This is a genomic window from Paenibacillus sp. FSL F4-0097 (assembly GCF_038593125.1).
GTDB lineage: Bacteria > Bacillota > Bacilli > Paenibacillales > Paenibacillaceae > Paenibacillus_AQ > Paenibacillus_AQ odorifer.
The window spans coordinates 359530-380209 of the sequence record NZ_CP151965.1; the positions used below are offsets into that span (position 1 = coordinate 359530).

Sequence of the window (20680 nt, forward strand, 5' to 3'; positions counted from 1 at the left end):
GCAAACACCAAAAAGAAGGGAACCCAGCAGCCAGTTGATGGCTTATGGGCCCCCCTACTTTTCTTGAGTCTACAATTGCATTCCGCCTGCAAGAGTTCTGTACGCCTGCTGTGGTGATGTAGAAGCTTGGTACAGCTGTTCTAAATGGTTCGCTGTACGCAACCAATTGAAGGCTTCAAGCGCATCTGTTCTCCCTTGTGATCCGATGGTAACTGCCAATTGTGGATTGCGGGCTATCCGCAGCAAATGTCGGGCAAAGGGTAAAGCCTCACGATATCGTTCTACCAGATAACCGTTATGGCCAGAGGCGACAATCTCTCGGATTCCCCCATTATTAGAAGCGATAACAGGTAGACCGGAGGCCATAGCTTCTACATTAACAAGCCCGAAGGATTCATGATTCTGGGAAGGGCATACAAAGCAGTCTGCTGCCTGATAAAGGGTGTGAATATTCTCATGAGCTACATTTCCTAGAAAAGTAACCGACACTCTCAGCCGCCGTGCAAGTAGCTTCAACTGCCGTATGTACGACGGTTTGCCCTTGCCTGCGATGACGAGATGAGCGGGGAGGTGTTTGTTTAAATGCGACATAGCACGTATTAATATAGGCACTCCTTTGCGGGGTATAACTCGACCAACGAACAAAACGGTAAAGGTCTGCGGAAGTCTGTAAAAACTACGAAGCTGTTGTTTTTCAGATGTCTGCACAGGGGTAAACCGATCAAGATCGGCTCCCAATAAGACAATGTGAATCCCTGTGGTCAGTTGAGGGAAGCGGCGATCCAATCTTCGCTGTAAGGAGTGGCTGTTGGCAATGATCAGATCTGCTTTTGCCAAGGCATTTGCCACTTTATCTGTACCCGGTGTGAAGGTAAGAGAGTGCAGGAACAGAAATACCGGGATATGAGGAAGCTGTTTCTTTACAGCAGACATAAGATGGGGGCGATTATCAACCTGAATGATATCAAAGGATTCTTTCTGAATGTATTCTAATACCGAAGTAAGATAATGGGCTGGGGTGCTTGCGGGCAACCGGATAATTCTGACCTGCTCCAATATAGTGGCAGCAGGTAGTCCAGGTAACTTCCGACTTACAATGGTTACCTTATGTCTCTCCGCGAGCCTTCTGGCAATGGCCCAAATGCAGATTTCTACTGAACCGTCTCCCGGAACTGGGAACTGCTCCGGTGCAATGATACAAATGTGCATGGTTCACGCCTCCTTTTATCCGCTAATGGATATCCTCTTCCACCATATGCAACACAGTAAACAGTAGATACATCCGAAAGCGGAGAGGGCGTTTCACTCATGCCATTTGTACAGTTGCAGCATAAAATACTAAGGCTTACTAAGGCCGTGATTATTTTCTGAGGGACAGGGGAGAGGACAGTTGGGAAAGAAGTTAAAGTCTGCATTGACCAGCAAATGGATTAAAACCAAGGTGCTCATGCGAAGCACTGAAATTTCACCGTTGATTCCCGAAACAGTAAAATTCAGTAAAGTCAATCTGAAAGCTATGCTGCTGAAATATGGAATGGTTTATGTCAAACCAGAATACGGTACCTATGGCAATGGTGTGATGAAGGTTGAACAGAGTAGAGAGACTTATGGAACAGAATACAAGTACCAAAGTGGAACAAGACTTAAGACTTTTAGAACCTTCGACGCCTTCCATTTATCCTTAAAGAAAGCGACGCGTGGACGTAGTTACCTGATCCAGAGAGGAATAGTATTGCTAAAGCACGGGAAACACCGCTTTGATATCCGTGTGATGGTCCAGCTCAGCCCGCAGGGCAAATGGGAAACTACCGGTCTGATTGGTCGGGTAGCTGAGAAAGGTAAGATTGTTACCAACTATCATAGCGGCGGCAAACTAACTGCTATGGAAAAGCTGCTGTCTCCTTATCTGAACGAAGCTCAGCAAGCGCAAATGCTTAGGATACTGAGAAAGCTAGGAGAAGATACCGGACGTTTCTACCATAAGAAATATCCTGGGTTTAGACAGATTGGTGTCGATGTAGGATTGGATAGATCCATGACGCCTTGGATTATTGAAGTGAATACTAGTCCGGACCCATATATTTTTAAACATCTTTCTGATAAAAGCATGTACCGCAAAGTAATGGCTTACCGCAGAGCGAATGAGAAGAAAAAAAATACTAAATGATCTGTTTCCTCGTATTAGCAATGACAACAGAAATCTTTTGTTCTAATTCTATGATTTTTTGCTTGTGCGTTGCGATTTGGCGGTAACCCGAGACGAGTGAGGACAGAGACTGAGTGGTTAATGTAAGGTTTTGCTTGCGAATCGCTGCTTTGAAGTCACTCCAATCTGCGGAAATCCGTTTATTCAATGAGGTGACTACGCTTTTGTTAGATTTAATTGAGACTTGTGGGCTATCAATGCCAGACAAGGTTTTGCGGGCATAGATTATCTTTCGGGTACGTGTCTGTTTGGCTGCATTCAACTGATTCTGTTTTTCGCTAATCTCTTTGCGAGCCAACTGAACCAGGACCTTCATAGCATCGCCTTGGGCTTGTAGTACGGTATTCAAAGTCTTATTTTTAAGACCCTTGGCGATCTTGATACGTTTATTAAGCGCATTGTATTGGTCGAATAAGGGCTGATAGTGCTGTTTACAGCTCTTAACGGTGACCTCCAGTTGAGCTACGGCTTCTAAATCAATCTCTTTAATTTGCTTACGTACCGCAATCAGTGTTTGCTCATTGTTATAGTGAAGGGTTCGGATCTGCTCCTCACGGTTATTGTATTGCATCTTTAAAGTAGATAATTCATTGTACAGATTAGTCATCTTCATCCTTGCAGGAGCCTCGGCAGTGGCAGCTGTTAGATCAAAAGCCGCTTGAATTGAGGGCGTTAATTCAGTCGTTGCTGCAGCAAAAGCTCTTGTTGATGTGCTTAACGATAGCAGGATCACCAGTAGTAGTAAGGGGAATGACTTTAGTGCGTTCATTGATTCGCTCCTCCTTTTGTCCGTATTCCTGAAGACAACAAAAAAGCACCCGTAGCAAAGGCAAAAGCCTTTATTACGGGTGCTTCCATCGTAATAGGTCACGAACGATATATTTATTGTTAAATATAAGTTGTTTATTTGCTTACGTCAATAATTTAAATTTAAATATTTCCAATTTAAAATAATGCGCTAGACATTTCTTTCCCCAGTTCTCTTATCGTATACTGACATAAGAAGGTATGAGAGCTTTAGCGCTAGCAACAAAGGAGGTCTGGCTTAAATGGGCAGCTCGGTAGAATTTAACGCAATTCTGGATCATGCATTTATGAGGTCTCCAGAAGGAATGGCCGTACTGTTTTCGAATAACGGCAATTTCAACTGGATAAAAGTCAATCCGGCTTTTTGCAATCTACTTGGCTTTACGGAAGCCGAGTTTCTTGCCGGGGCTCTTTTTACAGAATCGGAAAATAGAGAGGCACATTCAAAAGAGCTCTCCTATAGAGTGGTAATGGATGAGCTTCAGAAATCGCCAGCGGGCAGCTGGAAGAAGGAGCATTGTTTTTTAAACAAAGAAGGTCAACCCGTCTGCCTGTCTCTCATGTTCTCTGGGTTAGGAGCAGAAGAAGGACAAGCCCCTTCGTATATTATAGTATATGCCGAGGATATTACGGAACTAAAGATCGCAGCTCAGGAAACGGTGGATCATCTGGATCAGCAGCAGCAAATGGAAGAACAAATTCGTCAAAGTGAACGCAATTATAGATTAATGTCCGAGAATTCACTGGATTTAATCTCGCGTCATGCGGTCAAAGACAGTATTTTCTTATATTGTTCTTCGGCTAGTCGTACCCTGCTTGGTTATGAACCTGAAGAGATGGTTGGGACAAGCGCCTATAATTATCTCCATCCGGATGATCTAGTTATGATGCAAGGTTTAATGGAGCAGAGCCGCAGCTCTGGCGTTATTCCGGCTGTAGCTTACCGCTACCGCCATAAGAATGGCACCTATGTCTGGTTCGAGTCGAGCAGTCGTTATACCTATGATGATGAGGGGAATGTCATGGAGATTATAGCGATTGGACGTGAAATTACGGAGCGCAAGCAGTTCGAGTTCAAGCTTAAGGAGAGCGAGCAACGGTATAAATCTTTGTTCGAATATAATCCATCTGCCGTGTACTCTATGAATTTGCATGGAGATTATTTGACCGCCAATGCGAATTTGGAGAAGTTGACCGGGTATTCGCTGGATGAACTGATCGGAATGTACTTTGGCCCCATTGTCCATGAGAAGGACATAGAGAAGACGTTGTATCATTTTAACTTAGCCGCCCAAGGTTATCCTCAAAGCTATGATCTAACGCTTATTCATAAAGACGGACACTTTGTAGAGATTAATACTACCAATATTCCGATTATTGTAGATGATCAAGTAGTAGGTGTGTATGGGATTTCCCGTGATATTACAGAGCGCATCCGTTATACAGAACAAATTGAGAAGCTTAGCAATGAGTACACTCTTATTTTAAATGCAGTTTCGGAAGGCATCTTTGGACTCGACATGGAGGAGAAGGTGACGTTCATTAACCCTGCAGGTTTGCAAATGCTGGACTATGAACATGATGAAATTATGGGCCATCCTTATTTGGATCAAATTCAGCAGATAGCACTCGATGGGAGCCATTATCGGCCGCAGGAATCTCCACTAATGAAGGCTATTAAGTCAGGTGTATCTTATCAGAGTAATGATGCGGTCTTGTGGCGTAAGGACGGTTCTAGCTTTCTTGCGGAATATCAGGTAACCCCTCTGTTTGATAAGGGGGAGCCGAAGGGTGTTGTTGTAGTGTTCCGGGACATCACGGATGAGAAGGAAATCATTCGGGCGAAGGAATCTGCGGAAAAAGCAGACCAGGCTAAGTCTGAGTTCTTAGCTATTATGAGCCATGAAATCCGTACTCCGATGAACGGAATTGTAGGGATGACGGATCTCCTGGCGGAGACGGAGCTTGATGAAGAACAGCTTGGATATACTGACATTATTAAGGAGAGCAGCAGCTCGCTCCTATCTATTTTGAATGAAATACTGGATTACAGCAAAATTGAAGCCGGAAAAATGATGATTGTAAATGAGCCCGTGCAGCTTCAAGCCGTATTAGACAGCGTAATCGATCTATTTACAGCGAAGGCTTTGGAGAAAAATATTCAGTTATCATGCAGCATGGCACCTGGAGTGCCGCCACTGATTATGGGCGATGCCGGGCGGTTGCGTCAGGTATTGGTCAATCTGGTCAGCAATGCAATCAAGTTTACAGATCGGGGCAGTATCAGTATTTACGTAGAGCAGAAGCTGTCCGCAGATCAAAAGAAATTAACTTTGAAATTTAATGTTAGGGATACGGGAATCGGCATTCCTCTAGAGAAGCAGCATCGGCTGTTTCAGTCTTTTTATCAGCTGCATTCCTCGTTTAACCGCAAATATGGCGGGACCGGATTGGGGCTGGCGATTTGTAAAAAGCTCGTTGAGCTGATGGGCGGAGCCATTGCTGTAGAGAGCAGTGAAGGAGAGGGCTCTAATTTCTATTTCACGCTGCAGATCAATCCTGATAGTAAAGCTGAGATAGATGTGGAAGATACAGTGCAGACAGAAGAACGGGAGACAACAATGGAAGGGGCAGCAGCTGTAGAAGGAGAATTGGATGCCGGTACAAATGTGATTTTACTTCCGGAGGCGACTCCACATATTACTCCTAAGTCTAGCCCTTTAAGAGGGGATCTATCTGAATGAAGCATAGACAGCCTCGGATTAGCAACAAACTGCCTGCGGAGCCATATACACAGTGGGAGGTTGGGGTCGAATCCCCGTCCTCTGCGTGTGGCCCGGCTACGATGGCAGCGTTAACGGAGTATTGGAACACCCATTTCGGAGCGGACTTTATTCGGGGGAAAGGTCATTTTCCTTCCAAAGCCGCTCATATTAATTACATATACAGCCATCACGGCGGAAGACCTTGGGGGATGAGTGTGCGCTGTTTTACCAAAGAACTGAAGAACTATATCCATTCATCGACTTTACCTAAGGATCAGCAAAAGTTACTCATTACTACGTTTAATGATTTTGAAGTATATAAAACAGAAATTGATGCCGGCCGGCCTGTGGCTGTTAAATTTGATAAGTGGTTTCGTCTGCGGTGGAGAGGCAAGTTTACTTACGATTACCATTGGGTACTAGGTATAGGATATGAGGTATTTGATGACGGAGAGCGTTCTATCCTGATTGTCCACGATAATGGTGTGCGGTACAAGGACGGTAGAGTTACTCTAGGTAAAGAACGGCGTATTCCGTATTTTGCAAATAAAGACATTATTACGATGGTCGGGTTAGATATTGCAGATGCATCGAGGTAGAGGGGTTGTCCTGACAAAATAGCTTGAAAAATTTGAGTCCAAACGTTTGCACTACTTAGACGATCATACTATAATCCAGTTAATAACTGGAAAAGGGGATAGGTGCTTTGTCCGTACAAAGGGAAATGAAGGAACCCATTTATTATGGGGACCCTGCGGCTACTAGAGGGATTTCCGTGTTTGCTCAGGAGTTTGATCAGTTATTCAGCTATGATGGGGACGATCTTGGCCTAACGTACTCACCGGGTAGTTCAGCTTTTTGTTTGTGGGCGCCCACCGCTCAAGAAGCGGAGCTGGTACTTTATAATTCATGGCAGGGAGCAGCCGAGTGTAAGTATTCTATGATCCGTGATATCCGGGGCACGTGGAGAATTACAGTTGACGGTGATTTAGATGGCAAGTTCTATACCTACCGAGTACGTCTTGGAGAACAGTGGAATGAGGCGGTTGATCCTTATGCACGTGCTGTAGGAGTGAACGGTGATAGGGGAGCTATTTTAGATTTACGCAAAACAGATCCTGAGCGGTGGACGGAAGATAAACCACCCCTGGATGATCCTGTAGATGCCATCATTTATGAGCTTCATTTGCGTGACTTATCTATCCATCCAGCAAGTGGTATGACCCATAAAGGACAATATCTTGCTTTGGCGGAAGAAGGGACCCGCGGACCGGAGGGTATTCTCACTGGACTCGATCATATCACGAACCTCGGTGTAACCCATGTGCAGCTATTGCCTGTTTATGATTATTCTACAGAGAGTGTAGATGAGACGAGGCTGGATGAACCGCATTATAACTGGGGTTATGATCCGAAGAATTATAATGTGCCAGAAGGTTCCTATGCTACAGATCCTTATGTGCCTGGAGTGCGTATCCGTGAACTAAAAACAATGATTCAAGCACTTCACGATCGGGGCCTCCGCGTCATTATGGATGTGGTTTACAACCATGTGTACGATGGCTACCGCGTGAATTTTACCAAGCTGGTTCCCGGCTATTATTTGCGTTACAAGCAAGACGGAAGCCTGTCGGATGGCTCTGGCTGCGGGAATGACGTGGCTTCGGAACGATTGATGATGTCCAGCTTCATTGTGGAATCCGTAGTTTATTGGGCCAAAGAATACCATATCGATGGTTTTCGTTTTGATCTGATGGGCTTGATTGATCTCGACACGATGGAGGAAATCCGGCGTCGTCTGGATGGGATTGACCCGTCCATCATGACGATTGGTGAAGGTTGGATGATGGGGACAGAGTTGCCGATGGAGCGGCTTGCCCATCAGAAGAATGCGGCGCTTTTGCCGGGAATCGGACATTTTAATGATGATTTCCGGGATGCAATTAAAGGGAATATCTTTCTGCATGATCAACCGGGCTTCATCAGCGGAATGATGGGTCTGGAGCTTGCGATAAAGGCAGGAGTCGCGGGAGGCATTGCTTTTGCCCCAGGCATTGGACAATTTGCCGTGGAGCCTCAGCAAACCGTTAATTATGTGGAGTGTCATGATAATCATACGTTATGGGATAAAATATTACTGTCCACACAAGGGGAGACGGACAAACAGCGCCAATCTATGCATAGATTAGCTTCTGCGATAGTGTTCATGAGTCAGGGAATCCCCTTTGTCCATGCGGGTCAGGAATTTATGCGCACGAAAAACGGGGTGGAGAACAGCTATAAATCCTCGGTGAAGATCAACCAATTGGATTGGGAACTGTGCGCTGCTCATCAAGACGATGTGGTTTATCTGAAGCAGCTAATTGCCTTGCGAAAAGCGCATCCGGCTTTCCGTATGCGAACGGCAGATGACATTCGGAATTATCTAGTATTTGAAAAAGCACCGGTAAGTTCGGTAGCTTATACGCTGCGTGGCCATGCTGGAGGAGATGCGGCGAAGCATATCTATGTGCTTTTTAATGCTAATGTTGAACAGACGACTTTGGTTCTGCCACAGCTCGGGGCATGGAAAACGGTTTTTGGAGCCGATCTTGTGCAGAATCTGACGGGTAATAAGCTAAATGTAAGTGGGATTGGAATGGTAGTGCTGACGGTGAACTAGATGGTTTGTTATAGATAATTCGTCAAAAGCATACGGAGTATTGTGCTCAATGAGTACAGTGCGCTGTGTGCTTTTTTGCGCGGAACTTTCTTTTGAAAGGATGCTTTTATTTTACATAAAAAGGTGACATTACTCATTTTCGTTAAAGATCTAGAATGCTAATATTAAGGCATTTACTTTGGCGCTTTAGAGTGGCATAACAGCAGAAAGTGACAGAGAGTACTTTTCTTTGGTAGAGAGGATGAAAGAGATGGGGAAAGCAACCGGATTTTTAGAGTTTGAACGACAGACACCCTCCGAGTGTGAGGCATTGGAGCGAATTAAGAATTGGAATGAATTCTCGATTCCTATGGATGAAGAAAAGCTGCGCGAGCAAGGGGCACGTTGTATGGATTGCGGTACGCCATTCTGTCATGTAGGACGTCTGTTGTCTGGTATGGCTTCCGGCTGCCCTTTGCACAACTTGATTCCTGAATGGAACGATATGGTCTATCGTGGAAATTGGGAGATAGCGCTGAAACGTCTGCATAAGACAAACAACTTTCCTGAATTTACAGGCCGTGTCTGTCCCGCTCCTTGTGAAGGCTCTTGTACGGTAGGGATGAACGGCAAACCTGTCACCATTAAATCCATTGAGAAGTCAATTGTAGATAGAGGTTTTGCAGAAGGCTGGATTGTGCCTGAGCCGCCACTTCATCGCACGGGTAAGAAGGTTGCTGTAGTGGGTTCAGGTCCGGCAGGCCTTGCCTGTGCGGCACAGCTTAATAAGGCTGGACATACGGTGACTGTGTATGAACGGGCGGACCGGATTGGCGGTCTGCTTACCTATGGTATTCCCAACATGAAGCTGGATAAAAAGACTGTGCAGCGCCGGGTGGATCTGCTTGCGGCTGAGGGTATTACCTTCGTAACTCGAACAGAGATCGGCCGAGATCTCCCAGCTTCACAGCTCAAGGCAGAGCATGATGCTGTGGTACTGTGTGGTGGATCTACACAGGCACGTGATCTTCCGATAGAAGGACGTGATCTGCGTGGGATTCATCAAGCTATGGAGTTTTTAACGCTGAATACAAAGAGCCTACTGGATTCAGGGCTTGCAGATGGCGAGTATTTATCTGCAGCAGGTAAGGATGTAGTTGTAATCGGCGGTGGGGATACTGGAACAGACTGTGTGGCCACCTCAATCCGCCACGGCTGCCGCAGTGTAACTCAGCTCGAGATTATGCCACAGGCGCCGCTGACTCGTCAGCCTAACAATCCTTGGCCGGAATGGCCAAAGGTGCTTAAAGTGGACTATGGTCAGCAGGAGGCCGCTTCACTGTATAAAGAAGATCCACGCCGTTATCTGGTTTCGACGAAACGGTTTGTCGGCGATGAGGGCGGGCAAGTGCAGGAGCTGCGTACAGTGAGCATTGAATGGACTCGTAATGAACAGGGACGAATGGTACCGGTCGAAGTGCCGGGCAGTGAGGAGACCCTGCAAGCGCAGCTGGTATTGCTGGCTTTGGGATTCACAGGGCCTGAAGAAACTGTACTGGGCGAGCTTGGGGTGGAACGCGATGAGCGGGGGAACGCCAAAGCAGAGTTCGGAGCACAAGTAACCAATGTAGAAGGTGTGTTCACAGCAGGTGATATGCGGCGCGGGCAAAGCCTTGTAGTATGGGCTATTGACGAAGGGCGTCAGACTGCGCGCGAAGTAGACCGCTTTTTGATGGGATCCTCGAATTTGCCGTGAGTGTTAAGATATAGCGAGCAGGGCGTTCCTTTGGGAACGTCTGCTTTGCGTTGTGGTATGTTCAAGGTTAAGATTATTGTCTAAGCACATATTTACTTAAGTTAAGTTGAAAAGGAGAATACATGATGAAGTTAATGTTTATTTCCGACATTCACGGATCTTTATTTTGGCTGGAACGGGCTTTGGAAAAGGTAGAAGAAGAGCAGCCGGACAGTCTTATTATTCTAGGAGACTTCCTATATCATGGTCCAAGAAATCCGCTGCCGAAGGACTATAACCCACAAGAGGTTGCTAATAAGCTTAATGCATATAACAAAAACAAGCCGATAACCGCAGTGCGTGGAAACTGTGACGCCGAGGTAGATCAAATGCTGCTGGAATTCCCGATGATGGGCGATTATGTAATGCTTTTGCACGAAGGCAAACGGATTTACGCTACACATGGTCATGGCTTTAGCATTGAGCATTTGCCGGCGCTTTCCGAGAAGGATATTTTTATTCAGGGACATACCCATATACCAGTTGCCGATGTAAAGGAGGGAGTGTACGTGCTGAACCCCGGCTCCATATCGCTGCCTAAAGAGAATAATCCGAATTCCTATGCTGTTCTAGAGGGCGGGGAATTTATCGTTAAGGATTTTGAAGGCAATGTGGTAAAAAAGATTACCGTATAGTGAGAGGGATCGTTTAAAGGAACTCCTGAAGATTGAGAGATTGAACAAGGGAGACAATGCCAAAGGACAACATTACCAATCCGGATAGTTTGTTGAACATGAGCTGTTTCGAACGTCCTGACATTATGTTGTTTCTGAACAAAGCGGTGCTCCCTGTCAAACCCATCCACCATAATGCGGAACCCAGAAAGACGCCGCTAACTAGAAACGGCATATTGGAGCTGCTATGAGACAGAAGGACGCCAGATGCGCTGAATACGCCAAGGGAAAAAATAATTGTCATGGGATTAGACAACGTCAGCAACAGCGTTACCGTGTATGAATTCAGTGAGCTTTTTGGGGAATTGGGTTCTGTTAGCTTCGTTGTAACGGATGAAACTTAAATTTTTTAACTGTAAAATGGGGGCTGCGAAAAAAAATTCCTTCCAACATTATTAATGTCCCAGGGAATTGAGCACTAGAACATATTATTGTATGATGAGGAAGGAGTTTTAAGGGTAGGAATGGCTCCAAATATATTAGTAAAGGTAGTTAACACATGAATCCTAAAGATTTGAACTATACAATGCCACCGGAATGGGGCAAGCATGAACGTACTTTTATCTCCTGGCCGGTGCAGGAATCTATGTGTTTCCCGGACAACCACGAGTCAGTGTGTCAAGGTTATGCTGACATTATCACAGCCATCGCCGAGTTTGAACCGATCACGGTCATTGTGAACCCGGAGGACGTGGAGCGGGTAGAACATCGGGTCGGCGGACCGAATGTAACGCTGCTGCCTATTGCGCATAGCGATGCTTGGCTGCGTGATAATGGACCTACCTTTATTGTTAATAAAGAAGGACAAATGGCAGGTGTGAACTGGAAGTTTAATGCTTGGGGCGGTAAATATTCACCTTGGGATCTGGATGACGAAGTGGCTCCGCAGATTCTGGAGCATGCACAGATCACCCGTTTTGATGCACCGCTTGTGATGGAGGGTGGCTCGATTCATACGGATGGAGAAGGCACTTTGCTTACTACAGAAGAGTGTCTGCTTAACCTAAACCGCAACCCGGAGCTGAAGCGCGAAGAGATCGAAGAGTACGTGCGGAACTATACAGGTACAGAAGCTATTATCTGGCTGAGACGTGGCCTTAGCGGCGATGAAACCGATGGTCACGTTGATAATATTGCTTGTTTTGCTGCACCAGGCAAAGTTATTATCCAGGTCTGTGAGGACCCGCAGGATGAGAACTATGAGATTACGCAAGAAAATCTGCGTATTCTGGAGAACGCTACAGATGCCAAAGGGCGTAAGCTGGAGATTATCAAGATTCAGCAGCCACCACGGGTCGATCATGACGGCAGTCGTCTGACACTCAGTTATTTGAACTTTTATTTCGTGAACGGCGGAATTATCTTGCCTGTGTTTGGCGGCACCGCGACAGAAACGGATACACTTGCTGAGAAAGTGCTCGCTGATTTGTTCCCGGATCGCAAGATTCGTACAGTTAACGGAATGGCCGTTATCACCGAAGGCGGGAATGTACATTGCACTACGCAGCAAATGCCTGCACAGCAATAATTTGAAGGAAACTAAACGTCCAAAGGGACATTTATATACAAGGAGGACAGATTCTTGAGAAATGTAAAAGTAGCTGCGACACAAATGAGTTGTTCCAGCAATATTGAGGAGAATATCAGCAAAGCCGAGACATTGGTCAGAGAAGCGGCAGCACAGGGTGCGCAAATTATTTTGCTGCAGGAGCTGTTTGAGACTCCGTATTTCTGTCAAAAAGAGAAAGCTGATTATTACGCATATGCAACAGAGCTTGAGCATAACAAGGCGATTAATCATTTCAAAGCAGTAGCCAAGGAGCTGCAAGTGGTACTGCCAATTAGTTTTTATGAGAAAAAGAATTACGCGCGTTACAATTCACTTGCTGTAATCGATGCTGATGGAACGGTGCTTGGCAAATACCGCAAGAGTCATATTCCAGATGGCCCAGGTTATGAAGAGAAGTTCTACTTTAATCCGGGAGATACTGGCTTTAAGGTATGGAACACTCGTTATGCCAAGATTGGCGTAGGTATCTGCTGGGATCAATGGTATCCAGAAGCGGCTAGAGTAATGAGCCTGATGGGAGCAGAAATTCTGTTCTATCCAACGGCTATTGGTTCTGAACCGCAGGATGGATCGATCGATTCCAAGGATCATTGGCAGACCTGTATGCTTGGACATGCAGCTGCTAATCTTATTCCAGTCGTGGCTTCCAACCGTATTGGTGAAGAAATTGATGAGGATTCGAGCATTAATTTCTACGGTTCATCATTCATTGCAGGTCCTCAGGGCAATAAAATCGTTGAGGCTGGACGTGATGAGCAAACCGTGCTGGTAAGCGAATTCGATCTGGATGCTTTGGAAGTTGGACGGATCGAGTGGGGAATCTTCCGTGACCGCCGGCCGGATTTGTATAAATTGATCGGTTCTTATGATGGAGATATCACACTTTAATAGGTTTAAGGTTAAATCTAAAGGCATTGCTAGGGAGAATACAATCTCTGGCAGTGCCTTTTTGTGTTTGATGGTAATTTTTTGAGAGTGATGTACGTATAAAACTTATAAAATAATAATATTATGTTATATAACCTTACATAAAATAGAAAAGTTAATTGTCATGAATCCTTTAATCTGTTAAAATCTCTTTAAGTTATTTCCAAAAATAGGGGGTATGGAGATATGACAATAAAAAGTCGCGCTTTAATGTCAGTTTTTATCGCATTGGTGGTGGTTGGATTGGTAGGTTGTGGAGCAAATAACAGTAAAGCTGGTAACGAATCCCCGGCAGAGAAAATTAAGTTTGCCAGTGATGCCAGCTACGCTCCTATGGAGTACATGGACACGGATAAAATCAAAGGATTCGACATCGATTTTATTAAGGCAGTTATGGAAGAAGCGGGAATAGACTATGACGTAACGAACACAGGCTGGGAAACGATGCTTCAAAGTGTGAAGCAGGGAACGGAGTATCAAGCAGGGCTGTCTTCAGTATCCATTACGGATGAACGTAAAGAAACCTATGACTACTCCATCCCTTATTTCGAATCTACCAATATGATCATGGTTAAAGAAGGCAGCGACATCAAAAATGCACTTGATCTTAAAGATAAAGTAGTTGCAATACAAGGGGCCACAACTGCAGACGACCTGATGAGCGGAATAATGGGCGTCGACAACCCTAACTTGAAACGTTTTGACAGCAATGCGGTGGCATTGATGGAACTGAATGGCGGCGGAGCCGATGCGGTCGTAGCGGATATTGCCATTGTACGTGAATACATGAAAAACAATCCTAAGCAGAAGCTGGTGGGGATTGTAGACACGGAGAACTTCGGAGCGGAATATTACGGCATTCTTTACCCTAAGGGCAGTGAGTTAAAAGCGAAACTGGATCCGGCTATTAAGAAGGTATTGGAAAACGGAAAGTACACGGAAATCTACAAAACTTGGTTCGGCGAAGAACCTAACCTGGATAGCTTATTGAACGCAAAATAAGGAAAGAACCTAATAAGCATGCGTAATGATAGCTATTGCGCATGCTTATTTTTTTAAAGAGAGATGACATAAAGAAGAGAAGGGGAGAGTCCTATGGATTTTAGAATGGACATTATTATTCATTATTTGCCCGTCCTTTTAAAAGGGACATTGCTGACTATCGGTATTTCTGTAGTTTCTATTTTATTTGGTTCTATTTTGGGACTGGGGATCGGATTTGGCAAAATGGCTCCTAAATGGTATTTGCGCTGGCCTTTTCATTCATATATCAACTTTTTTCGGGGAACACCACTGTATGTGCAGATTCTGATTGTTCACTTTGGAGTGATTCCCCCGCTTTACGGCAAAACCAACGCCCTAATCACTGCGTTTGTCGCTCTGTCGCTTAATTCGGCTGCTTATTCGGCTGAGATTTTTCGGGCGGGCATTCAGTCGGTTGATCGTGGGCAACGGGAAGCCGCTATTTCACTGGGGATGACTAATCGGCAAGCGATGAGATTTATTATTTTACCGCAAGCGATCAAACGGATGGTTCCGGCTTTTGGTAACGAGTTTATTGTGCTTGTGAAAGACTCCTCTCTTCTGGCTTTGGTGGCTGCACCGGAAATAATGTATTGGACCAACACGATGAAAGGGCAATATTTGCGGATATGGGAGCCTTATTTGACAGCGGCACTTATTTATTTCATTCTTACCTATTCTCTTAGCAAGCTGCTGAATTACGTTGAACGGAGGCTGAAATAGGATGGAGCCTATGATTTCAGTACGGAACTTACATAAATCATTTGGAACAAATACGGTGCTGGCCGACATAAGTATCGATATTTTCAGTCAGGAGGTAGTGGTGGTTATTGGGCCGTCCGGATCGGGTAAATCCACCTTTTTGCGTTGCCTTAATTTACTGGAGCAGCCGCAGGGGGGCGAGATTGTAATTGAAGGCACTTCTTTGATGGCGGCGAGTACGAAGATTAACGATATCCGTACAGAGCTTGGGATGGTGTTTCAGCAGTTTAATTTATTTCCTCATATGAAGGTTATAGAGAACATTATGCTGGCACCGGTTCAGGTGCGTAAATGGTCTCCGGATAAAGCGCGGCAAAAAGCGCTGGAGCTGCTGCAAAAAGTAGGTCTAAGTGAAAAAGCAGAGATGTACCCAGCCTCATTGTCTGGGGGTCAGGCTCAGCGGGTAGCGATTGCGAGGGCGCTGGCTATGGAGCCCCAAATTATGCTCTTTGACGAACCAACCTCAGCGCTTGACCCGGAGATGGTGGGGGAAGTGCTGGCGGTGATGAAGGAGCTGGCCCGTGAGGGGATGACGATGGTCGTGGTGACGCATGAAATGGGCTTTGCGCGTGAGGTGGGAGATCGTGTGCTGTTTATGGAACAAGGTGAGATTGTAGAGGAAGGAAGTCCGGAGCAGCTGTTCGGAAATCCTGTGCAAGAACGGACACGCTCCTTTCTATCAAAGGTGCTGTAATTTTGTGGAAAGTAGAATCTTGTTATTTTATCAGGTATATTAGAAGAGTAACGGTTATTTCAGGGATTTATATGCAAAATCTGTCGGAACGTGGAGAGGAGGCTCTGGGGATATCTTTTGTTATCATAATCTTGCAGTGATAGAGGGAGAATACGATGAGCACATTTAAAAACTGGTTAAACACAACCAAAAGCGGACTAACAGATCAAGTGAAAAAATTCAAAAATAAAGATTTTATGAATGCTGTAGTTGCGGGCTGCGCTTTGGTGGCTGCGGCTGACGGTAAAATAGAAGAAGCAGAGAAAAATAAAATGGCCGGCTATATGAATATGAGTAATGAATTGAAGGTATTTGACATGAGAGATGTCATTGCTCAATTTAACTATTATGTAAGCAACTTCGAATTCTCGCCGGAAATAGGGAAACAAGAGGCTTTGAAGGCCATCGCAAAGTTTAGCGGCAAACCAGATGCAGGACGTTTAATCGTGGGCGTATGCTCGGCAATTGGATCGGCCGATGGCGATTTTGATGATTATGAAAAAGCAGTTGTGCGGAATATTTGTAGCGTCTTGGGATTAAACCCTAGCGAATTCAGTTTATAAATTAGGTGGAGTCATAGATGAAAGTTCGTTGAAACGTAATTTAATCTTTATCGTATCACTGATATAACACCTAAAAGCTAGACTAACAGATAATGATTTTTATCGGAAACGGAGGTACGTTGATTTGGCTGGAATTAATCTGGTAAAAGGTCAAAAGATTGATTTGACTAAAGGTAATGCGGGCTTGTCCAATGTAATTGTGGGCTTAGGCTGGGATCCGATTGAAGCCTCGCGGGGATTCTTTGGAGTCAAGAAACAGGCGAATGTCGACTGTGATGCCTCAGCACTGCTATTAAATGAGGAAGGTAAGCTAACTAAGAAGGGTAACCTGATCTGCTTCCACAACAAGCAAAGTCCTTGCAACTCGGTTATTCATTCCGGAGATAATCTGACGGGTGAAGGCGACGGAGATGACGAGCAAATCATGGTTAATTTGAAAGCCATTCCTGCCGATGTTCACAAGGTTCTGGTTGTCGTTAACATTTACGATGCAGTGAATCGCAAACAGGATTTTGGAATGATCAAATCAGCGTATATTCGGGTAATGAATGCTGCCGGGAATAATGAGTTGATTAAATTTAACTTATCAGACAACTACACAGGTTTTACGGCACTTATTTGTGGAGAGCTTTACCGCCAAGGTGGGGAATGGAAATTCGCTGCAATTGGTGAAGGCAGCCACGCCGCTCATATCAATCAACTTGCAGAACGCTACGTATAATCCAAATATAAGAAAAGAGGTATGTAATCATGGCAATTAATCTATCCAAAGGTCAAAAGATCGATTTAACGAAAACAAACCCAGGTCTATCCAAAATCACAGTAGGTCTTGGTTGGGACACTAATAAATATGACGGCGGAAAAGATTTCGATTTGGACGTATCCGTCTTTTTGACCAATGCTAGTGGTAAAGTTGATAAAGAAACAAACTTTATTTTCTTCAATAACAAGCAAAATGAAAATGCTTCTGTTGTTCATACCGGCGATAACCGTACAGGTGAAGGCGATGGTGATGATGAGCAGGTTCAAGTGGATCTTCAGAACATCCCTGCTGATGTAGACAAAGTAGCTTTTACTATTACAATTTATGATGCTGAAGCAAGAAGTCAAAACTTCGGACAAGTTTCCCGTTCTTATGTACGTATCGTAAACGATCTGAACAATGAAGAGCTGATTCGTTTCGACCTCGGTGAGGATTTCTCTATTGAAACTGGTGTTGTTGTAGGCGAACTGTATCGTAATGGTGCAGAGTGGAAGTTCAATGCCATCGGCAGCGGCTATAAAGACGGCTTGAGCGGTTTGACTCGCGACTACGGCCTGCAATAAATTTCGTTGTATATGCCAAAGATGAACCAAACGAATATAATGAAGGAAGGTTTTGTCAGTGACGATCAGTCTCTCTAAAGGACAACGGATTGATCTTACCAAGACTAATCCGGGTTTGACTAAGGTAGTAGTAGGATTGGGCTGGGATACTAATAAGTATAGCGGCGGCCAAGATTTTGACCTTGATGCTTCAGCCTTTCTACTGCATGAAGATGGTAAAGCCAAGGGCTCCGATGATTTTGTATTCTACAATAATCCCTCGGGTGGCGCAGGTTCTTTGACTCATACGGGGGATAACCGTACGGGTGAGGGGGACGGAGATGATGAGCAGATTGTTGTTGACTTCAGCAAAATCCCTGCTCATATTCAGCGCATCGGAATAACGGTAACGATCTATGATTACGAAACTCGGGCACAAAACTTTGGACAAGTCTCCAATGCCTTTGTACGTGTGGTAGATGCTTCTAATGATCGTGAAGTGCTTCGCTTTGATCTGGGTGAAGACTTCTCAACTGAAACAGCTGTTGTATTCTGTGAGTTCTACCGCAATGGTGCGGATTGGAAGTTCCAGGCGATTGGAAGTGGCTTTGCCGGCGGTCTAAGCGCTTTATGCAGAAACTATGGACTGGACGCGCAATAGCATCCAAGTGGGCGGGGTCATTACCGATCCTGCCCTTTTTCTAAATATTTAGAGCAGTACAGACTCCACTTTGTGGGGTTCTTTTTTACAAAATTATGGGTTGGTTTACTCCATTTATAAAGGTGGCGTAAGAATGAGTGTTAACGTAGTCAAAGGGCAAAAAGCTGATCTGACCAAAGGCAATGCTGGACTTCATTCTATAATCGTAGAAATCGGCTGGAATGCTCCGGCTGCTCTGGAGATTGATAGCTCTGCTTTCCTGCTTGGATCAGAGGGTAAGGTAAGTAAAGACGAGGATTTAATATTTTATAATAATCCAGCCACTTCTTATATTAGGTATAAGGATGTGCCAGGATTCAATGACCGCAAGCAATTCGAAGTTCAATTGGATAAGATTCCTTCCGATGTGATGAAGATTGCCTTTACACTTACCATCTATGATGGGGAGAAAAGGGGTCAAAGTTTTGGGCAAGTAAGTCAGGCCTATTTTCGGATTCTGAATCAAGTAACAGGTGCGGAACTGCTCCGATGTGATCTCGACAATCTTTTCTCCGTGGAAACGGCCATTGTGGTAGGGGAATTATATAGATATAACAGTGAATGGAAGTTCAGTGCCATTGCAGCGGGGTTTGCCGGAGGTTTGAAAGAGATATGCAGCAACTTTGGTATTGAAGCGAATGAGGAGCCTGCTCCTGCTGCTCCACAGCCGGAGGTTAAGCCGCAGATTCCACCACGAATCTTCGCAACGCCGCCTGCGCAGCCAGTGAAACGTGAAGAGAGCCCTCCACCCACACCTCCGCCTTCGCCAATAAATCTCAACTTGAAGAAAATCGAGCTGAAGAAAAAAGGCGATTCCATCAATTTGAAAAAATCAGCCAGTGGTGATCTAGGGGAAGTGTTGATTAATCTCAACTGGAACCAGAAACAGGGCGGACTCTTTAGTCGTAAAAATGGCGTAGATCTAGATCTTGCTTGTCTGTATGAACTGAAGAATGGCAGTAAAGGAGTGGTACAAGCGTTAGGCAATGCCTTTGGCTCCTTAAATCAACCTCCTTATGTCATGCTTGATGGGGATGATCGTACAGGCTCCGTAACTACTGGTGAGAATTTGCGTATAAATGGTATCAAAATTTCCGAGATTGAACGCATTCTAGTGTTTTCCTTTATTTATAAAGGGGTAACCAACTGGTCGGAGGCCGATGGGGTTGTCACCATCAAACAAGGCGGAGGACCTGATATCATTGTAAATTTGGACGAGCATAACAACCGAAAAGGGATGTGTGCCATTGCGTTATTCCGGAATGTAAGCAATGAAACATTTAGTGTTGAACGGCTGGTGCAATATTACAGTGGTCATCGTGAGATGGATGAAGCCTATGGATGGGGGCTGCGCTGGGTTGCGGGCAGCAAATAATCGATTTTACCGGAGGCGCAAAGTGTAATGGATTGGTTCGCAGATTTTTTTAGAAATATTAGTGAGAATTACGGGCATTTTTTCTCATGGAGTGATGTAGTAGGCACGCTCTCTGATCCTGTGAGCTGGGGGATTATCGGAAGCTTAATTCTACTAGAAGGTTTGCTCTCTGCAGATAATGCGCTTGTGCTTGCCGTTATGGTTAAGCATCTACCTAAGGAGCAGCAGAAAAAGGCACTTTTCTACGGTATCTTAGGGGCTTATTTGTTCAGATTCCTGGCCATTGGACTAGGGACATTTCTTATTAAGTTTACTTTGGTTAAGGTTCTTGGTGCACTGTATCTCTTTTATATCGCATATAAAGGTTTATTTAAGGGCAGTGGCGAAGAGCATACGGAGAATAAAGGCACTTCTTTTTGGAAGACGGTTCTCCTTGTTGAATTAATGGATATTGCTTTCAGTATTGACAGTGTCATTGCTGCATTTGGACTTAGCGATCAGGTTTGGGTTCTCTTTATGGGTGGTATATTAGGAGTTCTGATGATGCGCGGAGTGGCGCAGGTATTCTTGAAGCTTATTGATAAATTCCCTGAATTGGAACAGGCAGCGTTCCTGCTTATCGCCATTATTGCGGGTAAGATGCTAGCGGGTGCTTTTGGCTTTGAATTGCCGCATGTCGTATTCTTTACAATCCTTATAGCGGTATTCGTGGGTACGATCCTCTACAGTGCTAGACGTAAGAAAAAAGATGCCCACAAAAGTGCATGATTAAAAAAGTAATTGCACCATAGAGAAGTCGGAGCCGATCATGCAAGAATAGAAACGCCTGCTTCT

20 protein-coding genes are annotated in these 20680 nt (G+C 44.9%); 17 read left to right on the forward strand and 3 right to left on the reverse strand.

The features are described 5' to 3' along the window. Window positions 1-69: 69 nt before the first annotated feature. Window positions 70-1209 (reverse strand): glycosyltransferase family 4 protein, encoded by a 1140-nt coding sequence (locus MHH86_RS01600; protein ID WP_076274116.1) that lies wholly within the window; start codon window positions 1207-1209, stop codon window positions 70-72. A 181-nt stretch (window positions 1210-1390) separates the two neighbouring features. On the opposite strand from MHH86_RS01600, the gene MHH86_RS01605 reads away from it, so the two are divergent. Then, entirely contained in the window at window positions 1391-2167 is a 777-nt protein-coding gene (locus tag MHH86_RS01605) for a YheC/YheD family protein (protein WP_036687402.1), read from the forward strand. Here MHH86_RS01605 and MHH86_RS01610 read toward each other — a convergent pair. Further along, entirely contained in the window at window positions 2160-2975 is an 816-nt protein-coding gene (locus MHH86_RS01610) for a hypothetical protein (RefSeq protein WP_339211164.1), read from the reverse strand. The two genes, MHH86_RS01605 and MHH86_RS01610, sit on opposite strands and share 8 nt — an antisense overlap. 280 nt (window positions 2976-3255) lie before the next feature. Between MHH86_RS01610 and MHH86_RS01615 the strand changes: the two genes are divergently transcribed. From MHH86_RS01615 to yfcE, 5 genes are all read left to right on the forward strand, one after another. Then, window positions 3256-5757 carry a PAS domain S-box protein gene (locus MHH86_RS01615; RefSeq protein WP_339211166.1) on the forward strand — a complete coding sequence of 834 codons (2502 nt, stop codon included), beginning with the start codon at window positions 3256-3258 and terminating at the stop codon, window positions 5755-5757. Next, window positions 5754-6377 carry a C39 family peptidase gene (locus tag MHH86_RS01620; protein ID WP_339211168.1) on the forward strand — a complete coding sequence of 208 codons (624 nt, stop codon included), beginning with the start codon at window positions 5754-5756 and terminating at the stop codon, window positions 6375-6377. Before MHH86_RS01615 ends, MHH86_RS01620 begins: the two co-directional genes overlap by 4 nt. Window positions 6378-6484: 107 nt before the next feature. Continuing rightward, on the forward strand, window positions 6485-8440 hold the full coding sequence (pulA, locus tag MHH86_RS01625) for a type I pullulanase (RefSeq protein WP_339211170.1): 1956 nt from the start codon (window positions 6485-6487) through the stop codon (window positions 8438-8440). A 250-nt stretch (window positions 8441-8690) separates the two neighbouring features. After that, window positions 8691-10175, forward strand: a complete 1485-nt coding sequence (locus MHH86_RS01630; protein ID WP_342479607.1) for a glutamate synthase subunit beta — start codon at window positions 8691-8693, stop codon at window positions 10173-10175. A gap of 125 nt (window positions 10176-10300) precedes the next feature. Then, on the forward strand, window positions 10301-10849 hold the full coding sequence (yfcE, locus tag MHH86_RS01635; protein WP_076141403.1) for a phosphodiesterase: 549 nt from the start codon (window positions 10301-10303) through the stop codon (window positions 10847-10849). 13 nt (window positions 10850-10862) lie between these two features. On the opposite strand, the gene MHH86_RS01640 is transcribed toward yfcE, so the two are convergent. Beyond that, entirely contained in the window at window positions 10863-11177 is a 315-nt protein-coding gene (locus MHH86_RS01640) for a LysE family transporter (RefSeq protein WP_081386805.1), read from the reverse strand. Between the two features lie 210 nt (window positions 11178-11387). Here MHH86_RS01640 and MHH86_RS01645 point away from each other — a divergent pair, with 210 nt between their 5' ends. The 11 genes from MHH86_RS01645 to MHH86_RS01695 all read left to right on the forward strand — a co-directional run bounded on the left by MHH86_RS01645 (window position 11388) and on the right by MHH86_RS01695 (window position 20614). Further along, window positions 11388-12416 carry an agmatine deiminase family protein gene (locus MHH86_RS01645; protein WP_076141401.1) on the forward strand — a complete coding sequence of 343 codons (1029 nt, stop codon included), beginning with the start codon at window positions 11388-11390 and terminating at the stop codon, window positions 12414-12416. Between the two features lie 54 nt (window positions 12417-12470). Next, complete coding sequence (gene aguB / locus MHH86_RS01650) at window positions 12471-13346, forward strand: N-carbamoylputrescine amidase (protein WP_076107380.1); 876 nt, start codon at window positions 12471-12473, stop codon at window positions 13344-13346. A gap of 225 nt (window positions 13347-13571) precedes the next feature. Continuing rightward, window positions 13572-14387: a transporter substrate-binding domain-containing protein gene (locus tag MHH86_RS01655; protein WP_036687413.1), complete on the forward strand. Its 816-nt coding sequence runs from the start codon at window positions 13572-13574 to the stop codon at window positions 14385-14387. 93 nt (window positions 14388-14480) lie between these two features. Continuing rightward, on the forward strand, window positions 14481-15131 hold the full coding sequence (locus MHH86_RS01660) for an amino acid ABC transporter permease (protein ID WP_036687415.1): 651 nt from the start codon (window positions 14481-14483) through the stop codon (window positions 15129-15131). Between the two features lie 10 nt (window positions 15132-15141). Continuing rightward, window positions 15142-15864: an amino acid ABC transporter ATP-binding protein gene (locus tag MHH86_RS01665; protein WP_036687449.1), complete on the forward strand. Its 723-nt coding sequence runs from the start codon at window positions 15142-15144 to the stop codon at window positions 15862-15864. Window positions 15865-16019: 155 nt separating this feature from the next. Further along, entirely contained in the window at window positions 16020-16466 is a 447-nt protein-coding gene (locus MHH86_RS01670) for a tellurite resistance TerB family protein (protein ID WP_036687417.1), read from the forward strand. Between the two features lie 124 nt (window positions 16467-16590). Continuing rightward, the gene (locus MHH86_RS01675) at window positions 16591-17187 is read left to right on the forward strand and encodes a TerD family protein (protein WP_036687418.1); all 597 of its coding nucleotides are present in this window, start codon (window positions 16591-16593) and stop codon (window positions 17185-17187) included. A 29-nt stretch (window positions 17188-17216) separates the two neighbouring features. Continuing rightward, a complete protein-coding gene (locus MHH86_RS01680; RefSeq protein WP_036687420.1) occupies window positions 17217-17792 on the forward strand; it encodes a TerD family protein in 576 nt (191 codons plus the stop codon). 58 nt (window positions 17793-17850) lie between these two features. Further along, window positions 17851-18432 (forward strand): TerD family protein, encoded by a 582-nt coding sequence (locus MHH86_RS01685; protein ID WP_036687422.1) that lies wholly within the window; start codon window positions 17851-17853, stop codon window positions 18430-18432. A 133-nt stretch (window positions 18433-18565) separates the two neighbouring features. Then, window positions 18566-19846 (forward strand): TerD family protein, encoded by a 1281-nt coding sequence (locus tag MHH86_RS01690; RefSeq protein ID WP_036687424.1) that lies wholly within the window; start codon window positions 18566-18568, stop codon window positions 19844-19846. 27 nt (window positions 19847-19873) lie between these two features. After that, window positions 19874-20614 carry a TerC family protein gene (locus MHH86_RS01695; RefSeq protein ID WP_036687425.1) on the forward strand — a complete coding sequence of 247 codons (741 nt, stop codon included), beginning with the start codon at window positions 19874-19876 and terminating at the stop codon, window positions 20612-20614. Window positions 20615-20680 lie beyond the last annotated feature (66 nt).